The 19,440-nt window shown below is 66.0% G+C and carries 15 protein-coding genes and 1 riboswitch; of the genes, 9 read left to right on the forward strand and 6 right to left on the reverse strand.

The genetic code is table 11. The features are described 5' to 3' along the window. Positions 1 to 164 precede the first annotated feature (164 nt). Together ACYAF3_RS13595 and ACYAF3_RS13600 are read left to right on the forward strand one after the other, a co-directional pair. Positions 165 to 734, forward strand: a complete 570-nt coding sequence (locus ACYAF3_RS13595; protein ID WP_003084623.1) for a cytochrome b — start codon at positions 165 to 167, stop codon at positions 732 to 734. Between the two features lie 11 nt (positions 735 to 745). Then, positions 746 to 1,321 carry a YceI family protein gene (locus tag ACYAF3_RS13600; protein ID WP_003084626.1) on the forward strand — a complete coding sequence of 192 codons (576 nt, stop codon included), beginning with the start codon at positions 746 to 748 and terminating at the stop codon, positions 1,319 to 1,321. 68 nt (positions 1,322 to 1,389) lie between these two features. On the opposite strand, the gene mexR is transcribed toward ACYAF3_RS13600, so the two are convergent. Next, positions 1,390 to 1,833 carry an effux pump transcriptional repressor MexR gene (gene mexR, locus ACYAF3_RS13605; protein WP_004365054.1) on the reverse strand — a complete coding sequence of 148 codons (444 nt, stop codon included), beginning with the start codon at positions 1,831 to 1,833 and terminating at the stop codon, positions 1,390 to 1,392. Positions 1,834 to 2,107: 274 nt separating this feature from the next. On the opposite strand from mexR, the gene mexA reads away from it, so the two are divergent. Genes mexA through oprM form a run of 3 tightly spaced genes read left to right on the forward strand, consistent with a single transcriptional unit; the run spans position 2,108 to position 7,874 of the window. Continuing rightward, a complete protein-coding gene (mexA, locus tag ACYAF3_RS13610) occupies positions 2,108 to 3,259 on the forward strand; it encodes a multidrug efflux RND transporter periplasmic adaptor subunit MexA (RefSeq protein WP_003118819.1) in 1,152 nt (383 codons plus the stop codon). 15 nt (positions 3,260 to 3,274) lie between these two features. Further along, the gene (mexB, locus tag ACYAF3_RS13615; RefSeq protein WP_023126914.1) at positions 3,275 to 6,415 is read left to right on the forward strand and encodes a multidrug efflux RND transporter permease subunit MexB; all 3,141 of its coding nucleotides are present in this window, start codon (positions 3,275 to 3,277) and stop codon (positions 6,413 to 6,415) included. 1 nt (position 6,416) lies between these two features. Then, positions 6,417 to 7,874 carry a multidrug efflux RND transporter outer membrane channel subunit OprM gene (gene oprM / locus ACYAF3_RS13620; protein ID WP_003084633.1) on the forward strand — a complete coding sequence of 486 codons (1,458 nt, stop codon included), beginning with the start codon at positions 6,417 to 6,419 and terminating at the stop codon, positions 7,872 to 7,874. A gap of 95 nt (positions 7,875 to 7,969) precedes the next feature. Here the strand turns inward: oprM and ACYAF3_RS13625 are convergent, their stop codons facing one another. The 5 genes from ACYAF3_RS13625 to ahcY form a co-directional block, all read right to left on the reverse strand. Continuing rightward, positions 7,970 to 9,895 carry an RNA helicase RhlE2 gene (locus ACYAF3_RS13625; RefSeq protein ID WP_023107638.1) on the reverse strand — a complete coding sequence of 642 codons (1,926 nt, stop codon included), beginning with the start codon at positions 9,893 to 9,895 and terminating at the stop codon, positions 7,970 to 7,972. A 250-nt stretch (positions 9,896 to 10,145) separates the two neighbouring features. Beyond that, positions 10,146 to 11,216, reverse strand: coding sequence for a hypothetical protein (locus ACYAF3_RS13630; protein ID WP_003084637.1), 1,071 nt, complete (start codon positions 11,214 to 11,216; stop codon positions 10,146 to 10,148). A gap of 69 nt (positions 11,217 to 11,285) precedes the next feature. After that, positions 11,286 to 12,134 carry a methylenetetrahydrofolate reductase [NAD(P)H] gene (gene metF, locus ACYAF3_RS13635; protein WP_003084639.1) on the reverse strand — a complete coding sequence of 283 codons (849 nt, stop codon included), beginning with the start codon at positions 12,132 to 12,134 and terminating at the stop codon, positions 11,286 to 11,288. A gap of 66 nt (positions 12,135 to 12,200) precedes the next feature. Further along, positions 12,201 to 12,755 carry an HD domain-containing protein gene (locus tag ACYAF3_RS13640; protein ID WP_105579185.1) on the reverse strand — a complete coding sequence of 185 codons (555 nt, stop codon included), beginning with the start codon at positions 12,753 to 12,755 and terminating at the stop codon, positions 12,201 to 12,203. Positions 12,756 to 12,795: 40 nt separating this feature from the next. Continuing rightward, complete coding sequence (gene ahcY / locus ACYAF3_RS13645; RefSeq protein ID WP_003099900.1) at positions 12,796 to 14,205, reverse strand: adenosylhomocysteinase; 1,410 nt, start codon at positions 14,203 to 14,205, stop codon at positions 12,796 to 12,798. Positions 14,206 to 14,227: 22 nt separating this feature from the next. Next, a riboswitch (S-adenosyl-L-homocysteine riboswitch) is annotated at positions 14,228 to 14,333 on the reverse strand. A gap of 178 nt (positions 14,334 to 14,511) precedes the next feature. Here ahcY and ACYAF3_RS13650 point away from each other — a divergent pair. The 4 genes from ACYAF3_RS13650 to ACYAF3_RS13665 all read left to right on the forward strand — a co-directional run bounded on the left by ACYAF3_RS13650 (position 14,512) and on the right by ACYAF3_RS13665 (position 19,440). Beyond that, on the forward strand, positions 14,512 to 14,928 hold the full coding sequence (locus tag ACYAF3_RS13650; protein WP_003160904.1) for a DUF2946 domain-containing protein: 417 nt from the start codon (positions 14,512 to 14,514) through the stop codon (positions 14,926 to 14,928). A gap of 125 nt (positions 14,929 to 15,053) precedes the next feature. Beyond that, the gene (locus tag ACYAF3_RS13655) at positions 15,054 to 17,246 is read left to right on the forward strand and encodes a TonB-dependent receptor (RefSeq protein WP_105579186.1); all 2,193 of its coding nucleotides are present in this window, start codon (positions 15,054 to 15,056) and stop codon (positions 17,244 to 17,246) included. 10 nt (positions 17,247 to 17,256) lie between these two features. Continuing rightward, a complete protein-coding gene (locus ACYAF3_RS13660; protein WP_003118826.1) occupies positions 17,257 to 18,735 on the forward strand; it encodes a PepSY domain-containing protein in 1,479 nt (492 codons plus the stop codon). An 84-nt stretch (positions 18,736 to 18,819) separates the two neighbouring features. Then, positions 18,820 to 19,440, forward strand: coding sequence for a TetR/AcrR family transcriptional regulator (locus ACYAF3_RS13665; protein WP_003084655.1), 621 nt, complete (start codon positions 18,820 to 18,822; stop codon positions 19,438 to 19,440).

Below are 19,440 nucleotides of genomic sequence, written 5' to 3' on the forward strand. Positions count from 1 at the left end.
CGGAAGCTCCGGCGCCTTGCGCTTCCCGGTTCGCAGCGCAATCCAGGGTTTTTTCTTAGCCTGCGAACCTATCTTGTGAATCGATGTTTCAAAGCAGAATTTTCTGCTTTAACTCGATGGATTTGCCGCTAGTCTTGAGGCTTCGCTTTTCAAGGAAGTTTTTCATGCAGTGGCGCAATACCTCATCCCGTTACGGCGTATTCAGCCTGTTCCTGCACTGGGGCAGCGCGCTGGTGGTCTTCGGCCTGTTCGGCCTGGGCCTGTGGATGCGCGAACTGAGCTATTACGACCCCTGGTACCACCCCGCGCCGGCGCTGCATAAAAGCATCGGCATCCTGCTGGCCATCGCCCTGCTGGTGCGGATCGTCTGGCGTTTCGTCAGCCCGCCGCCGCCGGCGCCGGTCAACCACGGTCCGCTCACGCGGGTAGCGAGCAAGCTCGGCCACCTCGCGCTGTACGGGCTGCTGCTGGCGGTGATCGTCGCGGGCTACCTGATTTCCACCGCCGACGGCGAACCGATCAGCGTATTCGGCTGGTTCTCCGTGCCGGCGACCCTCAGCGGGCTGCCCGACCAGGCGGACGTCGCGGGTGAAATCCATCTCTACCTGGCCTGGGCGCTGGTGGTCTTCGCCGTCCTCCATGCCCTGGCCGCCCTCAAGCATCACTTCGTCGACCGCGACCCGACCCTAAAGCGCATGCTCGGTCGCTCGTCGAATGATCAACAACCACGTTAAGGAGAATGTCCATGCTGAAGAAGACCCTTGCCGCGCTGGCGCTCGGCTCCGCACTGTTCACCGCCGGCCAGGCAATGGCCGCGGACTACAAGATCGACAAGGAAGGCCAGCACGCCTTCATCGAGTTCCGCATCAAGCACCTGGGCTATAGCTGGCTGTACGGCCGCTTCAACGACTTCGACGGCAGCTTCACCTTCGACGAGAAGAACCCGTCGGCCGACAAGGTCAAGGTGACCATCAACACCAACAGCGTGGACACCAACCATGCCGAGCGTGACAAGCACCTGCGCAGCGGTGATTTCCTCAACGTCAGCAAGAACCCGACCGCTACCTTCGAATCCACCGAAGTGAAGGCCAACGGCGACAGCGCCGACATCACCGGCAACCTGACCCTGAACGGCGTGACCAAGCCGGTCACCATCAAGGCCAAGCTGATCGGCCAGGGCGACGACCCGTGGGGCGGCTACCGTGCCGGCTTCGAAGGCAGCGCCACCCTGAAGCTGAAAGACTTCGGCATCAAGATGGACCTCGGCCCGGCATCCCAGGAAGTCGAGCTGCTGCTCTCCGTCGAAGGCATTCGCCAGTAAGCGGATACCTGAAACGAAAAACGCCGGCGATCGCCGGCGTTTTTCATTGTGCTTCGAAAAGAATGTTCTTAAATATCCTCAAGCGGTTGCGCGGCCAGGCATTGGTCGAGGAGATGCACCAGGGTGGCTTGTTCCTCCGGGGTGAGCGGGGCAAACAACTCGTCATGCACGCGTGACATGATGGCTTCCGCATGCTGGTGGATGGCCAGCCCCTCGTCGGTGAGGAAGAGCTGGAAGCTGCGCTGGTCGCTGGGGTTGCGCTCGCGGCGGACCAGGTTTCTTCCCTCCAGCTCGCGGATCTTCCGGGTGATCAGTGCCTTGTCGCGGCACATCTGGCGTCCCAGGTCCTGCAGGTTCAGCCCGCGTTGTTCGTCGATAAGCTTCAATACATGGACGTCGGGCGGGGTCAGGTCGAGTCGCTGGCAATCGAGCTCGCTCTGGATGCGCGTCCGTACATGCTGGAAGACCGCCATCAGCGCGGGCATCAGGTCGGGATTCACGGGGTAGTTCATTGGTTTGGCCGAGTAAACCTAATGTAAATGTGGTTGATCCAGTCAACTATTTTGCTTATTTTAGTTGACCTTATCAACCTTGTTTCAGGTTCTGAATATGGGCCATGGCGCCGGGTGGATAACCGGCCATCGAGCTAAAACGTTTCAGGTGTTTTCACGCGAGGCTTTCGGACGTTTACAAACACCTATGAATGTAAGTATTTTGCCTGCCTTCTTCGAGCCGGTGCAGCGCCTTCACGCTGCATCGGCCGCTTTCGCTCATGAGGACAACGCTATGCAACGAACGCCAGCCATGCGTGTACTGGTTCCGGCCCTGCTGGTCGCGATTTCGGCCCTTTCCGGGTGCGGAAAAAGCGAGGCGCCGCCGCCGGCGCAAACGCCGGAGGTCGGAATCGTGACCCTGGAAGCGCAGACGGTGACCCTGAATACCGAGCTGCCGGGCCGGACCAATGCGTTCCGCATCGCCGAGGTGCGTCCCCAGGTGAACGGCATCATCCTCAAGCGCCTGTTCAAGGAAGGCAGCGACGTCAAGGCCGGGCAGCAGCTCTACCAGATCGACCCCGCCACCTACGAGGCCGACTACCAGAGCGCCCAGGCCAACCTGGCCTCGACCCAGGAGCAGGCCCAGCGCTACAAGCTGCTGGTCGCCGACCAGGCCGTGAGCAAGCAGCAGTACGCCGACGCCAATGCCGCCTACCTGCAGTCCAAGGCGGCGGTGGAACAGGCGCGGATCAACCTGCGCTACACCAAGGTGCTGTCGCCGATCTCCGGCCGCATCGGCCGTTCCGCGGTGACCGAAGGCGCCCTGGTGACCAACGGCCAGGCCAACGCGATGGCCACCGTGCAACAGCTCGACCCGATCTACGTCGACGTCACCCAGCCGTCCACCGCCCTGCTGCGCCTGCGCCGCGAACTGGCCAGCGGCCAGTTGGAGCGCGCCGGCGACAACGCTGCGAAGGTCTCCCTGAAGCTGGAGGACGGTAGCCAATACCCGCTGGAAGGCCGCCTCGAATTCTCCGAGGTTTCCGTCGACGAAGGCACCGGCTCGGTCACCATCCGCGCCGTGTTCCCCAACCCGAACAACGAGCTGCTGCCCGGCATGTTCGTTCACGCGCAGTTGCAGGAAGGCGTCAAGCAGAAGGCCATCCTCGCTCCGCAGCAAGGCGTGACCCGCGACCTCAAGGGCCAGGCTACCGCGCTGGTGGTGAACGCGCAGAACAAGGTCGAGCTGCGGGTGATCAAGGCCGACCGGGTGATCGGCGACAAGTGGCTGGTCACCGAAGGCCTGAACGCCGGCGACAAGATCATTACCGAAGGCCTGCAGTTCGTGCAGCCGGGTGTCGAGGTGAAGACCGTGCCGGCGAAGAATGTCGCGTCCGCGCAGAAGGCCGACGCCGCTCCGGCGAAAACCGACAGCAAGGGCTGATCAAGGGGATTCGTAATGTCGAAGTTTTTCATTGATAGGCCCATTTTCGCGTGGGTGATCGCCTTGGTGATCATGCTCGCGGGCGGCCTGTCGATCCTCAGTCTGCCGGTCAACCAGTACCCGGCCATCGCCCCGCCGGCCATCGCCGTGCAGGTGAGCTACCCGGGCGCCTCGGCCGAGACGGTGCAGGACACCGTGGTCCAGGTGATCGAGCAGCAGATGAACGGGATCGACAATCTGCGCTACATCTCCTCGGAGAGTAACTCCGACGGCAGCATGACCATCACCGTGACCTTCGAACAGGGCACCGACCCCGACATCGCCCAGGTTCAGGTGCAGAACAAGCTGCAACTGGCCACCCCGCTGCTGCCGCAGGAAGTGCAGCGCCAGGGGATCCGGGTGACCAAGGCGGTGAAGAACTTCCTCATGGTGGTCGGTGTGGTTTCCACCGACGGCAGCATGACCAAGGAAGACCTGTCGAACTACATCGTTTCCAACATCCAGGACCCGCTCTCGCGGACCAAGGGCGTCGGTGACTTCCAGGTGTTCGGCTCGCAGTACTCGATGCGCGTCTGGCTCGACCCGGCCAAGCTGAACAGCTACCAACTGACCCCGGGCGACGTGAGCAGCGCGATCCAGGCGCAGAACGTGCAGATCTCCTCCGGCCAGCTCGGCGGCTTGCCGGCGGTCAAGGGCCAGCAGCTCAACGCCACCATCATCGGCAAGACCCGCCTGCAGACCGCGGAGCAATTCGAGAACATCCTGCTCAAGGTCAATCCCGACGGTTCCCAGGTGCGCCTGAAGGACGTCGCCGATGTCGGCCTGGGCGGCCAGGACTACAGCATCAACGCGCAGTTCAACGGCAGCCCGGCGTCCGGTATCGCGATCAAGCTGGCCACCGGCGCCAACGCGCTGGATACCGCCAAGGCGATCCGCCAGACCATCGCCAACCTGGAACCGTTCATGCCGCAGGGCATGAAGGTGGTCTACCCGTACGACACCACCCCGGTGGTCTCGGCCTCGATCCATGAGGTAGTGAAGACCCTCGGCGAGGCGATCCTCCTCGTGTTCCTGGTGATGTACCTGTTCCTGCAGAACTTCCGCGCCACGCTGATCCCGACCATCGCCGTACCGGTGGTGCTGCTGGGGACCTTCGGCGTGCTCGCCGCGTTCGGCTTCTCGATCAACACCCTGACCATGTTCGGCATGGTGCTGGCCATCGGCTTGCTGGTGGACGACGCCATCGTGGTGGTGGAGAACGTCGAGCGGGTGATGGCCGAGGAAGGCCTGTCGCCAAGGGAGGCGGCGCGCAAGTCCATGGGCCAGATCCAGGGCGCGCTGGTCGGTATCGCCATGGTGCTCTCGGCGGTATTCCTGCCGATGGCGTTCTTCGGCGGCTCCACCGGGGTGATCTACCGGCAGTTCTCCATCACCATCGTGTCGGCCATGGCCCTCTCGGTGATCGTGGCGCTGATCCTCACCCCGGCGCTCTGCGCGACCATGCTCAAGCCGATCGAGAAAGGCGACCATGGCGAGCACAAGGGCGGCTTCTTCGGCTGGTTCAACCGGATGTTCCTTTCCACCACCCACGGCTACGAGCGTGGCGTGGCGTCGATCCTCAAGCATCGCGCGCCGTACCTGCTGATCTACGTGGTGATCGTGGCCGGGATGATCTGGATGTTCACCCGCATTCCCACCGCGTTCCTCCCCGACGAGGACCAGGGCGTACTGTTCGCCCAGGTACAGACCCCGCCGGGCTCCAGCGCCGAGCGTACCCAGGTGGTGGTGGACTCGATGCGCGAATACCTGCTGGAGAAGGAAAGCTCTTCGGTCAGCTCGGTGTTCACCGTGACCGGCTTCAACTTCGCCGGCCGCGGCCAGAGTTCGGGCATGGCGTTCATCATGCTCAAGCCCTGGGAAGAGCGTCCCGGTGGCGAGAACAGCGTGTTCGAGCTGGCCAAGCGTGCGCAGATGCACTTCTTCAGCTTCAAGGACGCGATGGTGTTCGCCTTCGCGCCGCCGTCGGTACTGGAACTGGGTAACGCCACCGGCTTCGACCTGTTCCTCCAGGACCAGGCGGGCGTCGGCCACGAGGTCCTGCTCCAGGCGCGCAACAAGTTCCTCATGCTCGCCGCGCAGAACCCGGCGCTGCAACGCGTGCGCCCCAACGGCATGAGCGACGAACCGCAGTACAAGCTGGAGATCGACGACGAGAAGGCCAGCGCCCTCGGCGTGTCCCTCGCCGACATCAACAGCACCGTGTCCATCGCCTGGGGTTCCAGCTACGTCAACGACTTCATCGACCGTGGCCGGGTCAAACGGGTCTACCTGCAGGGCAGGCCGGACGCGCGGATGAACCCGGACGACCTGAGCAAGTGGTACGTGCGCAACGACAAGGGCGAGATGGTGCCGTTCAACGCCTTCGCCACCGGCAAGTGGGAATACGGTTCGCCGAAGCTGGAGCGCTACAATGGCGTGCCGGCGATGGAGATCCTCGGCGAGCCGGCGCCCGGCCTGAGTTCCGGTGACGCCATGGCGGCGGTCGAGGAGATCGTCAAGCAATTGCCGAAAGGCGTTGGCTACTCCTGGACCGGCCTGTCCTACGAGGAGCGCTTGTCCGGCTCGCAGGCGCCGGCGCTGTATGCGCTGTCGCTGCTGGTGGTGTTCCTCTGCCTGGCGGCCCTGTACGAAAGCTGGTCGATTCCGTTCTCGGTGATGCTGGTGGTGCCGTTGGGCGTGATCGGCGCGCTGCTGGCGACGTCCATGCGCGGCCTGTCCAACGACGTGTTCTTCCAGGTGGGCCTGTTGACGACCATCGGCCTGTCGGCGAAGAACGCCATCCTCATCGTGGAGTTCGCCAAGGAGCTGCACGAGCAGGGCAAGGGCATCGTCGAGGCGGCCATCGAGGCCTGCCGCATGCGTCTGCGGCCGATCGTGATGACCTCCCTGGCGTTCATCCTCGGTGTGGTTCCGCTGGCGATCTCCACCGGCGCCGGCTCGGGCAGCCAGCATGCGATCGGTACCGGCGTGATCGGCGGCATGGTCACTGCGACCGTCCTGGCGATCTTCTGGGTACCGCTGTTCTACGTGGCGGTCAGCACGCTGTTCAAGGACGAGGCGTCCAAGCAGCAGGCTGAGGCCGAAAAGGGGCAATGATATGAAAAGGTCCTTCCTTTCCCTGGCGGTAGCCGCTGTCGTTCTGTCCGGCTGCTCGCTGATTCCCGACTACCAGCGCCCCGAGGCGCCGGTAGCCGCGGCCTACCCGCAAGGGCAGGCCTACGGGCAGAACACCGGCGCGGCGGCCGTTCCGGCCGCCGACATCGGCTGGCGCGAGTTCTTCCGCGACCCGCAGTTGCAGCAACTGATCGGCGTGGCGCTGGAAAACAACCGCGACCTGCGGGTCGCCGCGTTGAACGTCGAGGCCTTCCGGGCGCAGTACCGCATCCAGCGGGCCGACCTGTTCCCGCGGATCGGCGTGGACGGTAGCGGCACCCGCCAGCGTTTGCCGGGCGACCTGTCGACCACCGGCAGTCCGGCGATTTCCAGCCAGTACGGGGTGACCCTGGGCACTACCGCCTGGGAACTCGATCTCTTCGGCCGCCTGCGCAGCCTGCGCGACCAGGCCCTGGAGCAGTACCTGGCGACCGAACAGGCGCAGCGCAGCGCGCAGACCACCCTGGTGGCCAGCGTGGCGACCGCCTACCTGACGCTGAAGGCCGACCAGGCGCAGTTGCAGCTGACCAAGGACACCCTGGGCACCTACCAGAAGAGTTTCGACCTGACCCAGCGCAGCTACGACGTCGGCGTCGCCTCCGCGCTCGACCTGCGCCAGGCGCAGACCGCCGTGGAAGGCGCCCGCGCGACCCTGGCGCAGTACACCCGCCTGGTAGCCCAGGACCAGAATGCGCTGGTCCTGCTGCTGGGTTCCGGGATCCCGGCGAACCTGCCGCAAGGCCTGGGCCTGGACCAGACCCTGCTGACCGAAGTGCCGGCGGGCCTGCCGTCGGACCTGCTGCAACGGCGCCCGGACATCCTCGAGGCCGAGCACCAGCTCATGGCCGCCAACGCCAGCATCGGCGCCGCGCGCGCGGCGTTCTTCCCGAGCATCAGCCTGACCGCCAACGCCGGCACCATGAGCCGCCAGCTGTCCGGCCTGTTCGACGCCGGTTCGGGCTCCTGGTTGTTCCAGCCGTCGATCAACCTGCCGATCTTCACCGCCGGCAGCCTGCGCGCCAGCCTGGACTACGCGAAGATCCAGAAGGACATCAACGTCGCGCAGTACGAGAAGGCGATCCAGACCGCCTTCCAGGAAGTCGCCGACGGCCTGGCCGCGCGCGGTACCTTCACCGAGCAGTTGCAGGCGCAGCGCGATCTGGTCAAGGCCAGCGACGAGTACTACCAGCTCGCCGACAAGCGCTACCGCACGGGGGTGGACAACTACCTGACCCTGCTCGACGCGCAACGCTCGCTGTTCACCGCGCAGCAGCAACTGATCACCGACCGCCTCAACCAGCTGACCAGCGAGGTCAACCTGTACAAGGCCCTCGGCGGCGGCTGGAACCAGCAGACCGTGACCCAGCAGCAGACCGCGAAGAAGGAAGATCCGCAGGCCTGATCGCCTTCCGCGCCATGCAAGAACGCCGACCCTAGGGTCGGCGTTTTTTTATCCTCGCGGAAGTCGGCGGGTCCGCGTCACGGACCCGCTCGGCCTTAGCGGTTGCGGGTCAGCAGTGCGGGGCGCTCGCCCTTGCGCCGCGGTTCCAGCTCGTCGAGCTGCTCGGCGGTGGGGAAGCGATCCATGCGCACCAGGTCGCGCTTGTTGATCACCACCGGCTGGCGGCTCGGCTGCTTGCCGGTGCCGTACTCGGACGGCTCGCGCAGCGGCGCGTCGCTCATCCGCGAGGCATTCTCGCGACCCTGGCCGCGCGGCTTGCTGGCGCGCGGTTTCTTCGCCTTGCCCTGGCCGGCACCCTGACCGCGAGCGCCGCCTTGAGCGGCGCCCTGGGTCTTGCCGCGAGCTTGGCCCTGGCCCTGGCCTTGGCCACGACCCTGCTGGCCGGTGCCGCCCTGGGGTTTCTGCTGGCCACCGCGGCGTCCGCGTCCCTTGTTTTCCTGGCCCTGGTAGGGGCTGACGTAGTCGGCGCGGTTGCCGAAATTGTCGAAGTCGTCGTCGAGGAACTCTTCCGGATCGCGATTACCGTCGACTTCCGGCGGCCGATTGGGCTTGGCCGGACGCGCTTCGCGGCTCTGCCGCGGCTGCTGCGCTTGGCCGGCCTCGCGGTTTTCCTTGTTCTTGCCACCGCGACGGCGGCGCTTGCCGGCCGGCTTCTCGGTACCGTCCTGGGCCGCAGCGACATTGCTGTCGGGGTTGCTCGCCTGGGCGTCTTTCGGCTTGCGCTCGCGGCTGCTGCGCCGTTCCTTGTCGCGGCGCGGCTGCTTCTGCGGCGCCTCGCGGGGCTCCGGCTGGGCCACCTCGGGCAGCACGGCCTCGGGGTCGAAACCCTGGGCATCGCCATCGGGAATACGCTGTCTGGTCATCTTCTCGATGGCCTTGAGCAGCTTCTCTTCGTCCGGCGCCACCAGCGAGATCGCCTCGCCGCTGCGTCCGGCGCGGCCGGTACGGCCGATGCGGTGGACGTAGTCTTCCTCGACGTTGGGCAACTCGTAGTTGACCACATGGGGCAACTGGTCGATATCCAGGCCGCGGGCGGCGATGTCGGTCGCCACCAGGATGCGCACGTCGTTGGCCTTGAAGTCGGCCAGCGCCTTGGTCCGCGCGTTCTGGCTCTTGTTGCCATGGATCGCGGCGGCCGGCAGGCCGTGCTTGGTCAGGTACTCGGCGAGACGGTTGGCGCCGTGCTTGGTACGGGTGAAGACCAGCACCTGTTCCCAGGCGCCGACGGTCACCAGGTGCGCCAGCAGGGCGCGCTTCTGCGGCGCCGGCAGGCGGAACACGCGTTGCTCGATGCGCTCGACCGTGGTGTTCGGCGGCGTTACCTCGATGCGTTCCGGGTTGTGCAGGAGCTTGTTGGCGAGGTCGACGATGTCTTTCGAGAAGGTAGCCGAGAACAGCAGGTTCTGGCGCTTGGGCGGCAGCTTGGCGAGAACCTTCTTCACATCGTGGATGAAGCCCATGTCGAGCATGCGGTCGGCTTCGTCGAGGACGAGGATTTCCACGTGGGACAGGTCGACCTTGTTCTGCCCGGCCAGGTCGAGCAGGCGGCCGGGGCAGGCGACGAGTACGTCGACGCCCTTGGCCAGGGCCTGGATCTGCGGGTTCATGCCAACCCCGCCGAAGATGCAGGTGCTGTTCAGCGGCAGGTCGCGGGCGTAGACCTTGAAGCTGTCATGCACCTGGGCGGCCAGCTCACGGGTCGGGGTCAGTACCAGCACGCGCGCCTGGCGCGGGCCGTGGCGGTGTTCGCGGTCGGGATGACCGGCGGGGAACAGGCGCTCCAGTACCGGCAGGGCGAAACCACCGGTCTTGCCGGTGCCGGTCTGTGCCGCAACCATCAGGTCGCGACCTTGCAACACGGCGGGAATCGCCCGCTGTTGCACGGGAGTGGGCTGGCTGTAGCCCGCAGCCTCCACAGCGCGGGCAAGCGCCTCGGAGAGTCCGAGGGAAGAAAAGGACATGCGGGTTTTCCTATATGGGCCGGGGCGAGGCCGGCTGCTGTGAAATCACCAAGTTCTGCGAACTCCTGTCTACCTTCGGGCCCTGTCGGCCAGGGCGGAAGGTCTGGCCGCGGCGCTGCGTATGCGCTCGGTGGCCGGTGTCGAACGGGTGCCCTCGCGGGCATGGCCGCGCACCTGGTCGGGGGCGCTGGCCGGTTCGCTCCCGGCCCTGGGTGGGGGGGCCGGGGGCAGCGTCAACGGAGGGCTGCGGTCAGAGCAGGTCACGCTGGCGCAAATGCTGGCGGATCTCGTTGGCCCGGGAGCCAAGGAGGTTGCGCAGCAAACTGTGATTCAGCCAATCCTCGATTTGTTCCGCAATCGGTTCCTGCGGATAGCGTTCGATGGCATTGGTCGCGGCTTTCTCCCACCAGACGGGGCCGCAGGCCCGGTCGAACTCGTTACTGTATTCGTGGCAACCGTAGAGCAGTTCGATACTGAACTGGCGCATCGGAGCCGGCAACGGCAGGGTTCCCAGCTTGTACAGCAGACGCTTGGCACGCGGTGGGCGTGGCAGTCGATCGGTCACCTTGAGGGTGTCGTCGAGGGCTGCAGCGCTGAGAAGGGAGGAACCGTGCTTGCACAACCAGGCCTGGATCTTCGCGCGGAACAGCTGTTTCCGGCTCCAGTAATGGTGGATCAGGTCGGTACAACCCACCAGCTCCAGCCGCTTGTGGGCGGCGACGGCCAGGACGAATTCCTCAAGAGTATAGGCACCGTTGGCAATTGGATAGAGTTCATCCATTAATTCCAACGAACGGTCGAGTATTTTCGCCTCTTCCCGAGGCAGGCCGATGACGCCGGAGTTGAGCTGGTGCATCTCGTCGTCGGCCCAGCCGCGCTCGAACAGGTAGGGCGAGAGGTCGCGGTAGAGCGGGAAGTTACGGTGTTCGCCATAGCGCGCGCCGATCGCGTTGCACAGCAGGCTGCCGGGCTGGATGCGGTCGAACAGGCGCAGGGGCGAACTGTGGAAGAAGGTATCGGTGTCGATCAGCAATGCCTGGTCGGCGTCTTCCAGGGCGTCGCGCAGGGCCACGTGCTTGGCGCGGAAGTGATAGCCGTGCGGTTGGCACCAGGCGACCAACTCCTCGGCCGTCACTTCGCGGACCTGCACCGGCAGGCCGGCGTAGGGACTGGGGTCGTCGGTATAGACCCTGACCGTCAGGCCATGCGCCGCCCCGTCGCGGAGGTGGGCGAAGGCGCTGGCGATGCTGAACAGGGCTTCCTGGTGGTAGGTCTGTCGCCCGTAGACCAGGTAGATCAGATGCTTGCGTGAGTTGGCCATGTCTGTCGTGGATCGCGTGAGAGGCATCCCTGCCGGTATACGCTGCCGGGCCGAACCGCGTGGGCGGTATCAGCGTGGCAGCTGGAGATTCTTCCAGATCGCCAGGCTCGGATCGGCCTGGTTCAAAGTATAGAAATGCAGTCCCGGTGCGCCGCCCTCCAGCAGGCGTTCGCACATCTCGCTGATGACCTGCTCGCCGAAGGCCTGGATGCTGCGGCTGTCGTCGCCGTAGGCTTCCAGTTGCTTGCGGATCCAGCGCGGCAGTTCGGCGCCGCAGGCGTCGGAGAAGCGCGCCAGCTTGGAGTAGTTGGTGATCGGCATGATGCCGGGGACCACCGGGATGTCCACGCCGAGCTTGGCGACCCGCTCGACGAAGTAGAAATAGGCATCGGCGTTGAAGAAGTACTGGGTGATGGCGCTGCTGGCGCCGGCCTTCACCTTGCGCACGAAGTTCGCCAGGTCATCCTCGAAGCTGCGCGCCTGGGGGTGGACTTCCGGATAGGCGGCGACCTCGATGTGGAAGTGGTCGCCGGTCTCGGTGCGGATGAAGTCCACCAGTTCGTTGGCGTAGCGCAGTTCGCCGCTGGCCATGCCCATGCCCGACGGCAGGTCGCCGCGCAGGGCGACGATGCGGCGGATGCCGGCCTCGCGGTAGCGGCCGAGCAGTTCGCGCAACTCGGCTTTCGAGTCGCCGACACAGGACAGGTGGGGCGCGGTCGGCACCTTCACCTCGCCGTCCAGTTGCAGCACGGTACTCAACGTGCGGTCGCGGGTGGATCCGCCGGCGCCGTAGGTGCAGGAGAAGAAGTCGGGCTTGTAGCCCGCCAGGTTGCGGGCGGTGGCCAACAGCTTTTCATGGCCGGCCTCGGTCTTCGCCGGGAAGAACTCGAAGCTGAAACGGCGTTCGCTCTGACTCATGATCGGTTCCTTGGACGCGACCACGGCCGCGCCTCTTCTTGTTGATTCCGACTAGCGCCGGGTACTTCAGTAGTACTGGCGGTAGTGCTCGATTTTTTCCCGCAGGCGTCGGGCCGTCGCGGCGTGGGCATGGCCGAGGCGAGCGAGGATCAGCTGCGACTCCTGGTGGTAGTTCGCGATCTTGTCCTGGTTCCAGGTCTGCGGCGGTGGCTGCAGGTTGGTGATGCGGTCGCACAGCTTGACCAGGGCGTACTGCGCCGGGCCCTCGGCAAGCGCCTGGAGATAGTCGTCGAGGGAACGCTTGGGGCTGTCGCCCACGCGCTTGCTCAGGGCCTGCACGCCGGCACAGACGAACTCGCCGAACTGTTGCCGCAGCTCCTCGGGTGAGGTCGCCGTGTCTTCCAGGGTGTCGTGCAGGACCGCGATCTGCAGGGTTTCCCCGAGCCGTTCGATGGCACCGTCGCGATCGGCGGCCAGCAGCTCGTTGGCGACCATGCCCAGGTGCACCAGATAAGGCAGCGGCGAGCCGCTGAGGGTCTGGTTGCGGTGGGCGCGGGCGGCGAACAGCCAGGCCTGGTTGTAGCGATCGGCGAGGTGCGTGGACATCGTGGGAGCGCTCATGCGAACGGGGCAGGCGCATGGCGCCTGCCCCGTGGTCCGCTTAGTAGCGATAGGTGTCCGGCTTGAACGGGCCTTCCACGCTCACGCCGATGTACTCGGCCTGTTTCGGGGTCAGTTGGGTGACCACGCCGCCGAAGCCCTTGACCATCTCCAGGGCCACTTCCTCGTCGAGCTTCTTCGGCAGCACTTCGACGCTCAGGCGCTTGGCCTTCTCGGCGGCCGGCAGGTCGGCGTACTTCTGCTCGAACAGGTGGATCTGCGCCAGCACCTGGTTGGCGAAGGAACCGTCCATGATCCGGCTCGGATGGCCGGTGGCGTTGCCCAGGTTGACCAGGCGGCCTTCGGCGAGAAGGATCAGGTAGTCGTCGTTGTGCGCGTCGAAACCGTCCTTGCCGGTGCGGTGGATCTTGTGCACCTGCGGCTTGACCTCTTCCCAGGCCCAGTTCTTGCGCATGAAGGCGGTGTCGATCTCGTTGTCGAAGTGGCCGATGTTGCAGACCACCGCGCGTTTCTTCAGCGCCTTGAGCATGTTGGCGTCGCAGACGTTGACGTTGCCGGTGGTGGTGACGATCAGGTCGATCTTGCCCAGCAGCGCGGCGTCGATGCTGGCCTCGGTGCCGTCGTTGATGCCGTTCTTGTACGGCGAGACGACTTCGAAGCCGTCCATGCAGGCCTGCATGGCGCAGATCGGGTCGACTTCCGCGACCTTGACGATCATGCCTTCCTGGCGCAGCGACTGCGAGGAGCCCTTGCCCACGTCGCCGTAGCCGATCACCAGGGCCTGCTTGCCCGACAGCAGGTGGTCGGTGCCGCGCTTGATGGCGTCGTTGAGGCTATGGCGGCAGCCGTACTTGTTGTCGTTCTTGCTCTTGGTCACCGAGTCGTTGACGTTGATCGCCGGGACTTTCAGGGTGCCGTTCTTGAGCATGTCGAGCAGGCGGTGGACCCCGGTGGTGGTCTCTTCGGTGATGCCGTGGATGCGCTCGAGCATCTGCGGGTATTTCTTGTGCAGGATCTCGGTCAGGTCACCGCCGTCGTCCAGCACCATGTTGGCGTCCCACGGCTGGCCGTCCTTGAGGATGGTCTGCTCGATGCACCATTCGTACTCTTCCTCGGTCTCGCCCTTCCAGGCGAACACCGGGATGCCGGCTGCGGCGATGGCGGCGGCGGCCTGGTCCTGGGTGGAGAAGATGTTGCAGCTCGACCAGCGGACTTCGGCGCCCAGCGCGACCAGGGTCTCGATCAGCACGCCGGTCTGGATGGTCATGTGGATGCAACCGAGGATCTTCGCGCCTTTCAGCGGCTGCTGGCCGGCATACTTGCGGCGCAGGCCCATCAGTGCGGGCATTTCCGATTCGGCGATGATCAGCTCGCGGCGGCCCCAGGCGGCCAGGGTGATGTCGGCGACCTTGTAGTCGGTGAAACCGGCGGGCGTCATGACAGCGCTCATGCGTAACTCTCCATTCGTTGTCTGCGAATGGGCGCCGTTGGTGCGTTGACAGACCGGCGAGGCCGGCCTGAGAGCGCGCTCCGTTCGAGCCTGACAGGCCTAGGCCTGCTGCAGCGCCCCTCGAACGGAAGGCGGGAGCGACCCGAAGGGCCGCCTGAGCGGGCGATTATAGCGGCGCCACATGAAACTCCCAAGTCACCCCTGATACGCCGCTCGTCGCCGTGCGTCGCGCCCTCGGGCTGCGGCGATGCACCGCAGCGCAGAAGCGCGGGGAATTTGCGTGTCAGGATGCTAGAGTGCGCGGTCATGAGAATCGCTCCCATCTCCCGCTCACCGCTGCTGCAGTGGCTGAGCTTCGCCCTCTGTGCCTGCGTGCTGGTCAACGCGCTGGCTTGCGGCGTCCTGCACCTGCAGGCGCTGGGAGTGGGCAGCGACAAAGGGCAGAAGGCCAGCGTCGGGCTGTTCTGCGTCGCCGGTGCCAGCCAATGGCTATCCCTGGATCCCGACGACGGGTCCGCCGGCGATCCGGTACCGGTCAATCCCCAGTTGCCGGTGAGCTGCCCGATGTGCAGCGCCCTGGTGCTGTTCGTCGCGCTCGGGGTGATCTGGTCCTGGCGCTTGCAACGGCGACGCCAGGCGCGTTTCCGCCCGCCCGCCACGCGCGAGCCGGTGCCGCCCCGGTACGTCTGGCCGCCGGCCAACCCGCGCGCTTCCCCCGCCTGATCCTGAACGCCCGCCGCGCCGGGCATTTGCATCCGTCGCCCGTCCTGCCTCGTCCGCGCAGCGCTCGCCGCTGTCCATCCGGGCGAGGCGGGCGTGCCCACCATGCCTTGCTTCAGGATCGCTCGATGAAAAAGCACTCCACGGCCCGCCGCGTCCTCGCGCTGGGTCTCAACCTCACCCTGGCCGGCGTTCCGGCCTTGCTCTGGGCCGATGAGGAACCCACCGAACTGCCCGCCCTCACCGTCAGCGCCGGCGCCGCCGGGGAAACCCCGCCGGCCCTCGATCTCGACGACAGCGCCGGTGGCGGCTCGCGCCTGGGCCTGAGCCTGCGCGAGACTCCCGGCTCGGTAAGCGTGGCCAACCGTGCCAGCTTCGAGCGGCGCGGCCTGCGCAGCACCCAGGACATCGCCAACAGCCTGCCCGGCGTGAACGCCTCGGCGCCGCCCGGCTTCGGCGGCTTCGTCACCTACCGCGGCTTCAGCTCGAACCAGGTCAACCAGTTGTTCAACGGCATTCCGGTGCAATACAGCAGCGCCATGCGTCCGCTGGACGACTGGATCATCGACCGCGTCGAGCTGGTCGGCGGTCCGTCCTCCTTCCTCAACGGCGCCGGTGCCGTCGGCGGCTCGCTGGACTACATCAGCAAGCTCGCCGACCGCTACGGCGATTTCATGGAAGGCCGGGTGCGCTACGGCAGCTACGACGATTCGGAAGTCGCCTTCGGCTTCAACCAGGCCCTGGGCATCGGCCCTGAGCCGAAGCACTTCGTGCGCCTGGACGTCAGCCGCAGCGGCGGCAACGGCTACGTCGACCGCAATTCGCGCGAATCGTGGAACGTCGCTTTCTCCCTGCTCAGCGACCTGACCCCGGACCTTTCCCACACCCTGGCCCTGGAGTACCAGGACGAGCAGGAAGACAGCCCCTACTGGGGCACGCCGGTGCTCAATCCCTACGCCGGCGAGCTGAAGATCGACAAGAGCCGTCGCCACGAGAACTACAACGTCGCCGATGGCCGCTACGAACAGCGCGTGCGCTGGCTGCGCTCGATCCTCGAATACCGGGTCAGCGACAGCACGCGCTGGCGCAACACCTTCTACCACTACGACGCCGAGCGCGATTACCGCAACCTCGAGACCTACCGCTACAACGCCGACAACAGCGGGGTGGTGCGCTCCAACGCATTCCTCCAGCGCCACGACCAGCAGCTCAACGGCAACCGCTTCGAGCTACAGCACAGCCAGCCGCTGTTCGGACTGGCCAGCGACTGGGCGCTGGGCTTCGACTACAGCATCAACAAGCAGACGCGCTTCCCGAGTACCGCCTCCGGGCCGTTCGGTACGGTCGATCCGGCCAGTTTCGAGCCGGGCCACTTCTACGACCTGCCGGGCATGCGTCCCGGCCACCGGAAGGACCGCAGCAACGAGGTGCGCACCAGCGCGTTGTTCGCCGAGAACCGCCTGGGCCTGACCGACGAGCTGTCGCTGGTCACCGGGCTGCGCTACGACCACCTCGACCTCGACGTGCGCAACCATCGGGTACCCGACAAGGACAATCCCGCACACTTCGAACGGCGCTGGGACGTGCTCACCGGGCGCGCCGGGCTGGTCTACCAGTTCACCCCGCACGCCAACGTCTACCTGCAATACAGTACCGCCGCCGACCCGCCGGGCGGGGTGCTGACCAGCGCCAGATTCGACCAGGTCCGCGACTACGACCTGTCCACCGGCGACCAGTGGGAGCTGGGCAGCAAGTTCGATTTCCTCGACGGTCGCGGCAGCGCCACCCTGGCCGCCTACCGCATCGTCCGCCGGGACTTCTCGGTGGCCGACCCGAACAACCCCAACCTCAGCGTGCCGGTGGGCCAGCAGACCTCCAGGGGCATCGAGGCCGCCGCCTCCCTGCGGATCACCCCGAAGCTGCTGGCCGAGGGCAATTTCGCCTGGGTCGACGCGCAGTACGACGAGTTCACCGAGAACGTCGGCGGCGTCGCCGTCTCGCGCAAGGGCAAGACGCCGCCGAACGTGCCGGAGCGGGTCGGCAACCTGTGGCTGACCTACGACTTCGACCCGGCCTGGCAGGGCGGGGTGGACGCGCGCTACGTATCCTCGGTGTACGCCAACAACGCCAACACCTGGCACGCGTCGTCCTATACGGTCTACGGGACTTTCCTCAGCTACCGGCTGGACGAGCGCACGCGGATCACCGGGCGCGTGCGCAACCTCACCGACGAGGTCTACGCGCGCTTCGTGCAGAGCACGCCGCTGTACTACGTCGGCGACCCGCGCACCTTCGAGCTGAGCGTGCAGACGCGCTTCTGAGGAGTCGTCGATGAAACGCTACCTGTACCTGTGGCACCGCTGGCTGGGCATCGGCTGCTGCCTGCTGATGGTGCTCTGGTTCGTCTCCGGCATGGTCATGCTGTATGTCGGCTATCCCAAGCTGACTCCGCTGGAACGCCTGGCCCACCTGCCCGAGCTGGACGGCTGCGAGGCCTGCGTACCGCTGCGGACGGCCCTCGCCGGCGGCGACGGAAAGACCCCGCGGAGCATCCGGCTGGCCAGCGTAGGAGGCCTGCCGACCTACCTGCTGGACGATGCCGACGGACGCACGCGTGCGCTGGCGGCGCGCGACGGCCGACCGCTGGCGGTGGACGCGGACAGGGTGCTGGCTTCGGCCCGTGCTTTCAGCGGCGAAGTACCGATGCAGTTGCAAGGGCGGATCGAGGAAGACGCCTGGACCCATACCCGCAACCTCGATCCGCACCGGCCGCTATGGCGGGTGCAGACCGCGGACGAGCAGGGCCGGCTGCTCTACCTGTCCTCGCAGACCGGCGAGGTGGTACGCGACGCCAGCCGCCGGGAGCGTGCCTGGAACTGGCTCGGCGCCTGGCTGCACTGGCTCTATCCGCTGCGCGGCGGCTGGTTCGACGGGCAGTGGGCGAACCTGGTGATCGGCCTGTCGCTGCTGGCGACCCTGGCGACCGTCCTCGGCATCCTCGTCGGCCTGCTCCGCTGGCGCTTCCGCAAGCCCTACCGCAGCGGCTCGCGCTCGCCCTATGCGGGCGGTTTCCAGCGCTGGCACCACCTCGCCGGCCTGCTCTTCGGCGCGCTGGTGCTGAGCTGGATCTTCAGCGGGCTGATGTCGATGAATCCGTGGAACCTGTTCGGCCGCGGTACGCCGCTCGACCTCGCGGCCTACCAGGGCGGTAGCTGGGACCGGGCGCTGCCCGCCGGACTGGAGGCGGACGCTGTCCTGCGGCGCTTGCGTGCCGCCGGGTTGCGGGTGCGCGAGCTGGAGTGGCGGGCGCTCGACGGCGAGCCCTATGCGCTCGGGCGCAGCGCCAGCGGCAACAGCCTGCTGCTGACGGCGGATGGCGAAATCCTCCGCGAGCTACCCGCGGATCGCCTACTGGCGGCGGCTCGCGCGCTGCTGCCGGGCGTGCCGATGCAGGCCGAACGATTGGAACGCTACGACTTCTATTACTACCCGCGCGAAGAACACAGCATGATGGGCTACCTGGAACGGCGCCTGCCGGTCTGGCGCCTGCGTTTCGACGATCCCCGGCATACCTGGGTGCACCTGGATCCCTACAGCGGCGCGGTGGTTGGCGTGCTCGACGACGGTCGGCGCGGCAGCCGCTGGCTGTTTTCCCTGTTGCATAGCTGGGACTGGCTGCCGCTGCTGACCCGGCGTCCGCTGTGGGACCTGTGGATGCTCGGTTTCAGCCTCGGCGGCCTGGTGGTCTGCGCCAGCGGCTGCTGGATCGGCTGGCGTCGCCTGCGCGGCCGCCGTCCGAAGCGTCGCTGAGAGGGGCTACCTGGCAAGACTGGGCGTCGCCGCACGCCCGGATTTGCTGGTAGCCTTGGTTGAATTCGCAGTAATGGATCGCACATGGGCACACACAAGATCGAGATCCGCCGCCGCAACGTCGAGAAGATTCTCCTGGCCGCCGAAAAAGTCTTCGCCGAAAAAGGCTACGCCGGCACCTCCATGGGCAACATCGCCGAAGAAGCCGAACTGCCGCGCTCCAACCTGCACTACTACTTCAGCACCAAGGACGAGCTGTACCGCGACGTCCTCCTCGGCCTGCTCGAGGTCTGGAAGCAGGACGCCCTCTGCTTCGAGATGTTCGATGACCCAAGGGTGGTATTGACCAGCTATATCCGCGCGAAGATGAACCACTCGCGTACCCGCCCGCATGGCTCCAAGGTCTGGGCCAACGAAATCATGCATGGCGCGCCGCTGCTCGGCGCCACCCTCGACGACAGCCTCTACGAATGGGCCAAGATGAAGGAGGCGAAGATCCGCCAGTGGGTCGAGGAAAAGCGCATCCTGTCGATCGAACCGAGCAGCCTGCTCTACATGATCTGGGCCTCCACCCAGCACTACGCCGACTTCGGCTACCAGGTCGAGGTGCTCAACGGCCACCAGCCGCTCAGCGACATGCAGTTCGAAAGGGCGGTACAGACGGTGACCAGCGTGGTCCTGCGCGGAATCGGATTGGAGCCCTGA

The organism is Pseudomonas sp. TZ252 (assembly GCF_056110345.1).

What these genes read in the sequence shown, in the direction of transcription:
- ACYAF3_RS13595 (WP_003084623.1), top strand. Translation starts at nt 165, where the DNA reads ATGCAGTGGCGCAATACCTCATCCCGTTACGGCGTATTCAGCCTGTTC.
- ACYAF3_RS13600 (WP_003084626.1), top strand. Translation starts at nt 746, where the DNA reads ATGCTGAAGAAGACCCTTGCCGCGCTGGCGCTCGGCTCCGCACTGTTC.
- mexR (WP_004365054.1), bottom strand. Translation starts at nt 1,833, where the DNA reads ATGAACTACCCCGTGAATCCCGACCTGATGCCCGCGCTGATGGCGGTC.
- mexA (WP_003118819.1), top strand. Translation starts at nt 2,108, where the DNA reads ATGCAACGAACGCCAGCCATGCGTGTACTGGTTCCGGCCCTGCTGGTC.
- mexB (WP_023126914.1), top strand. Translation starts at nt 3,275, where the DNA reads ATGTCGAAGTTTTTCATTGATAGGCCCATTTTCGCGTGGGTGATCGCC.
- oprM (WP_003084633.1), top strand. Translation starts at nt 6,417, where the DNA reads ATGAAAAGGTCCTTCCTTTCCCTGGCGGTAGCCGCTGTCGTTCTGTCC.
- ACYAF3_RS13625 (WP_023107638.1), bottom strand. Translation starts at nt 9,895, where the DNA reads ATGTCCTTTTCTTCCCTCGGACTCTCCGAGGCGCTTGCCCGCGCTGTG.
- ACYAF3_RS13630 (WP_003084637.1), bottom strand. Translation starts at nt 11,216, where the DNA reads ATGGCCAACTCACGCAAGCATCTGATCTACCTGGTCTACGGGCGACAG.
- metF (WP_003084639.1), bottom strand. Translation starts at nt 12,134, where the DNA reads ATGAGTCAGAGCGAACGCCGTTTCAGCTTCGAGTTCTTCCCGGCGAAG.
- ACYAF3_RS13640 (WP_105579185.1), bottom strand. Translation starts at nt 12,755, where the DNA reads ATGAGCGCTCCCACGATGTCCACGCACCTCGCCGATCGCTACAACCAG.
- ahcY (WP_003099900.1), bottom strand. Translation starts at nt 14,205, where the DNA reads ATGAGCGCTGTCATGACGCCCGCCGGTTTCACCGACTACAAGGTCGCC.
- ACYAF3_RS13650 (WP_003160904.1), top strand. Translation starts at nt 14,512, where the DNA reads ATGAGAATCGCTCCCATCTCCCGCTCACCGCTGCTGCAGTGGCTGAGC.
- ACYAF3_RS13655 (WP_105579186.1), top strand. Translation starts at nt 15,054, where the DNA reads ATGAAAAAGCACTCCACGGCCCGCCGCGTCCTCGCGCTGGGTCTCAAC.
- ACYAF3_RS13660 (WP_003118826.1), top strand. Translation starts at nt 17,257, where the DNA reads ATGAAACGCTACCTGTACCTGTGGCACCGCTGGCTGGGCATCGGCTGC.
- ACYAF3_RS13665 (WP_003084655.1), top strand. Translation starts at nt 18,820, where the DNA reads ATGGGCACACACAAGATCGAGATCCGCCGCCGCAACGTCGAGAAGATT.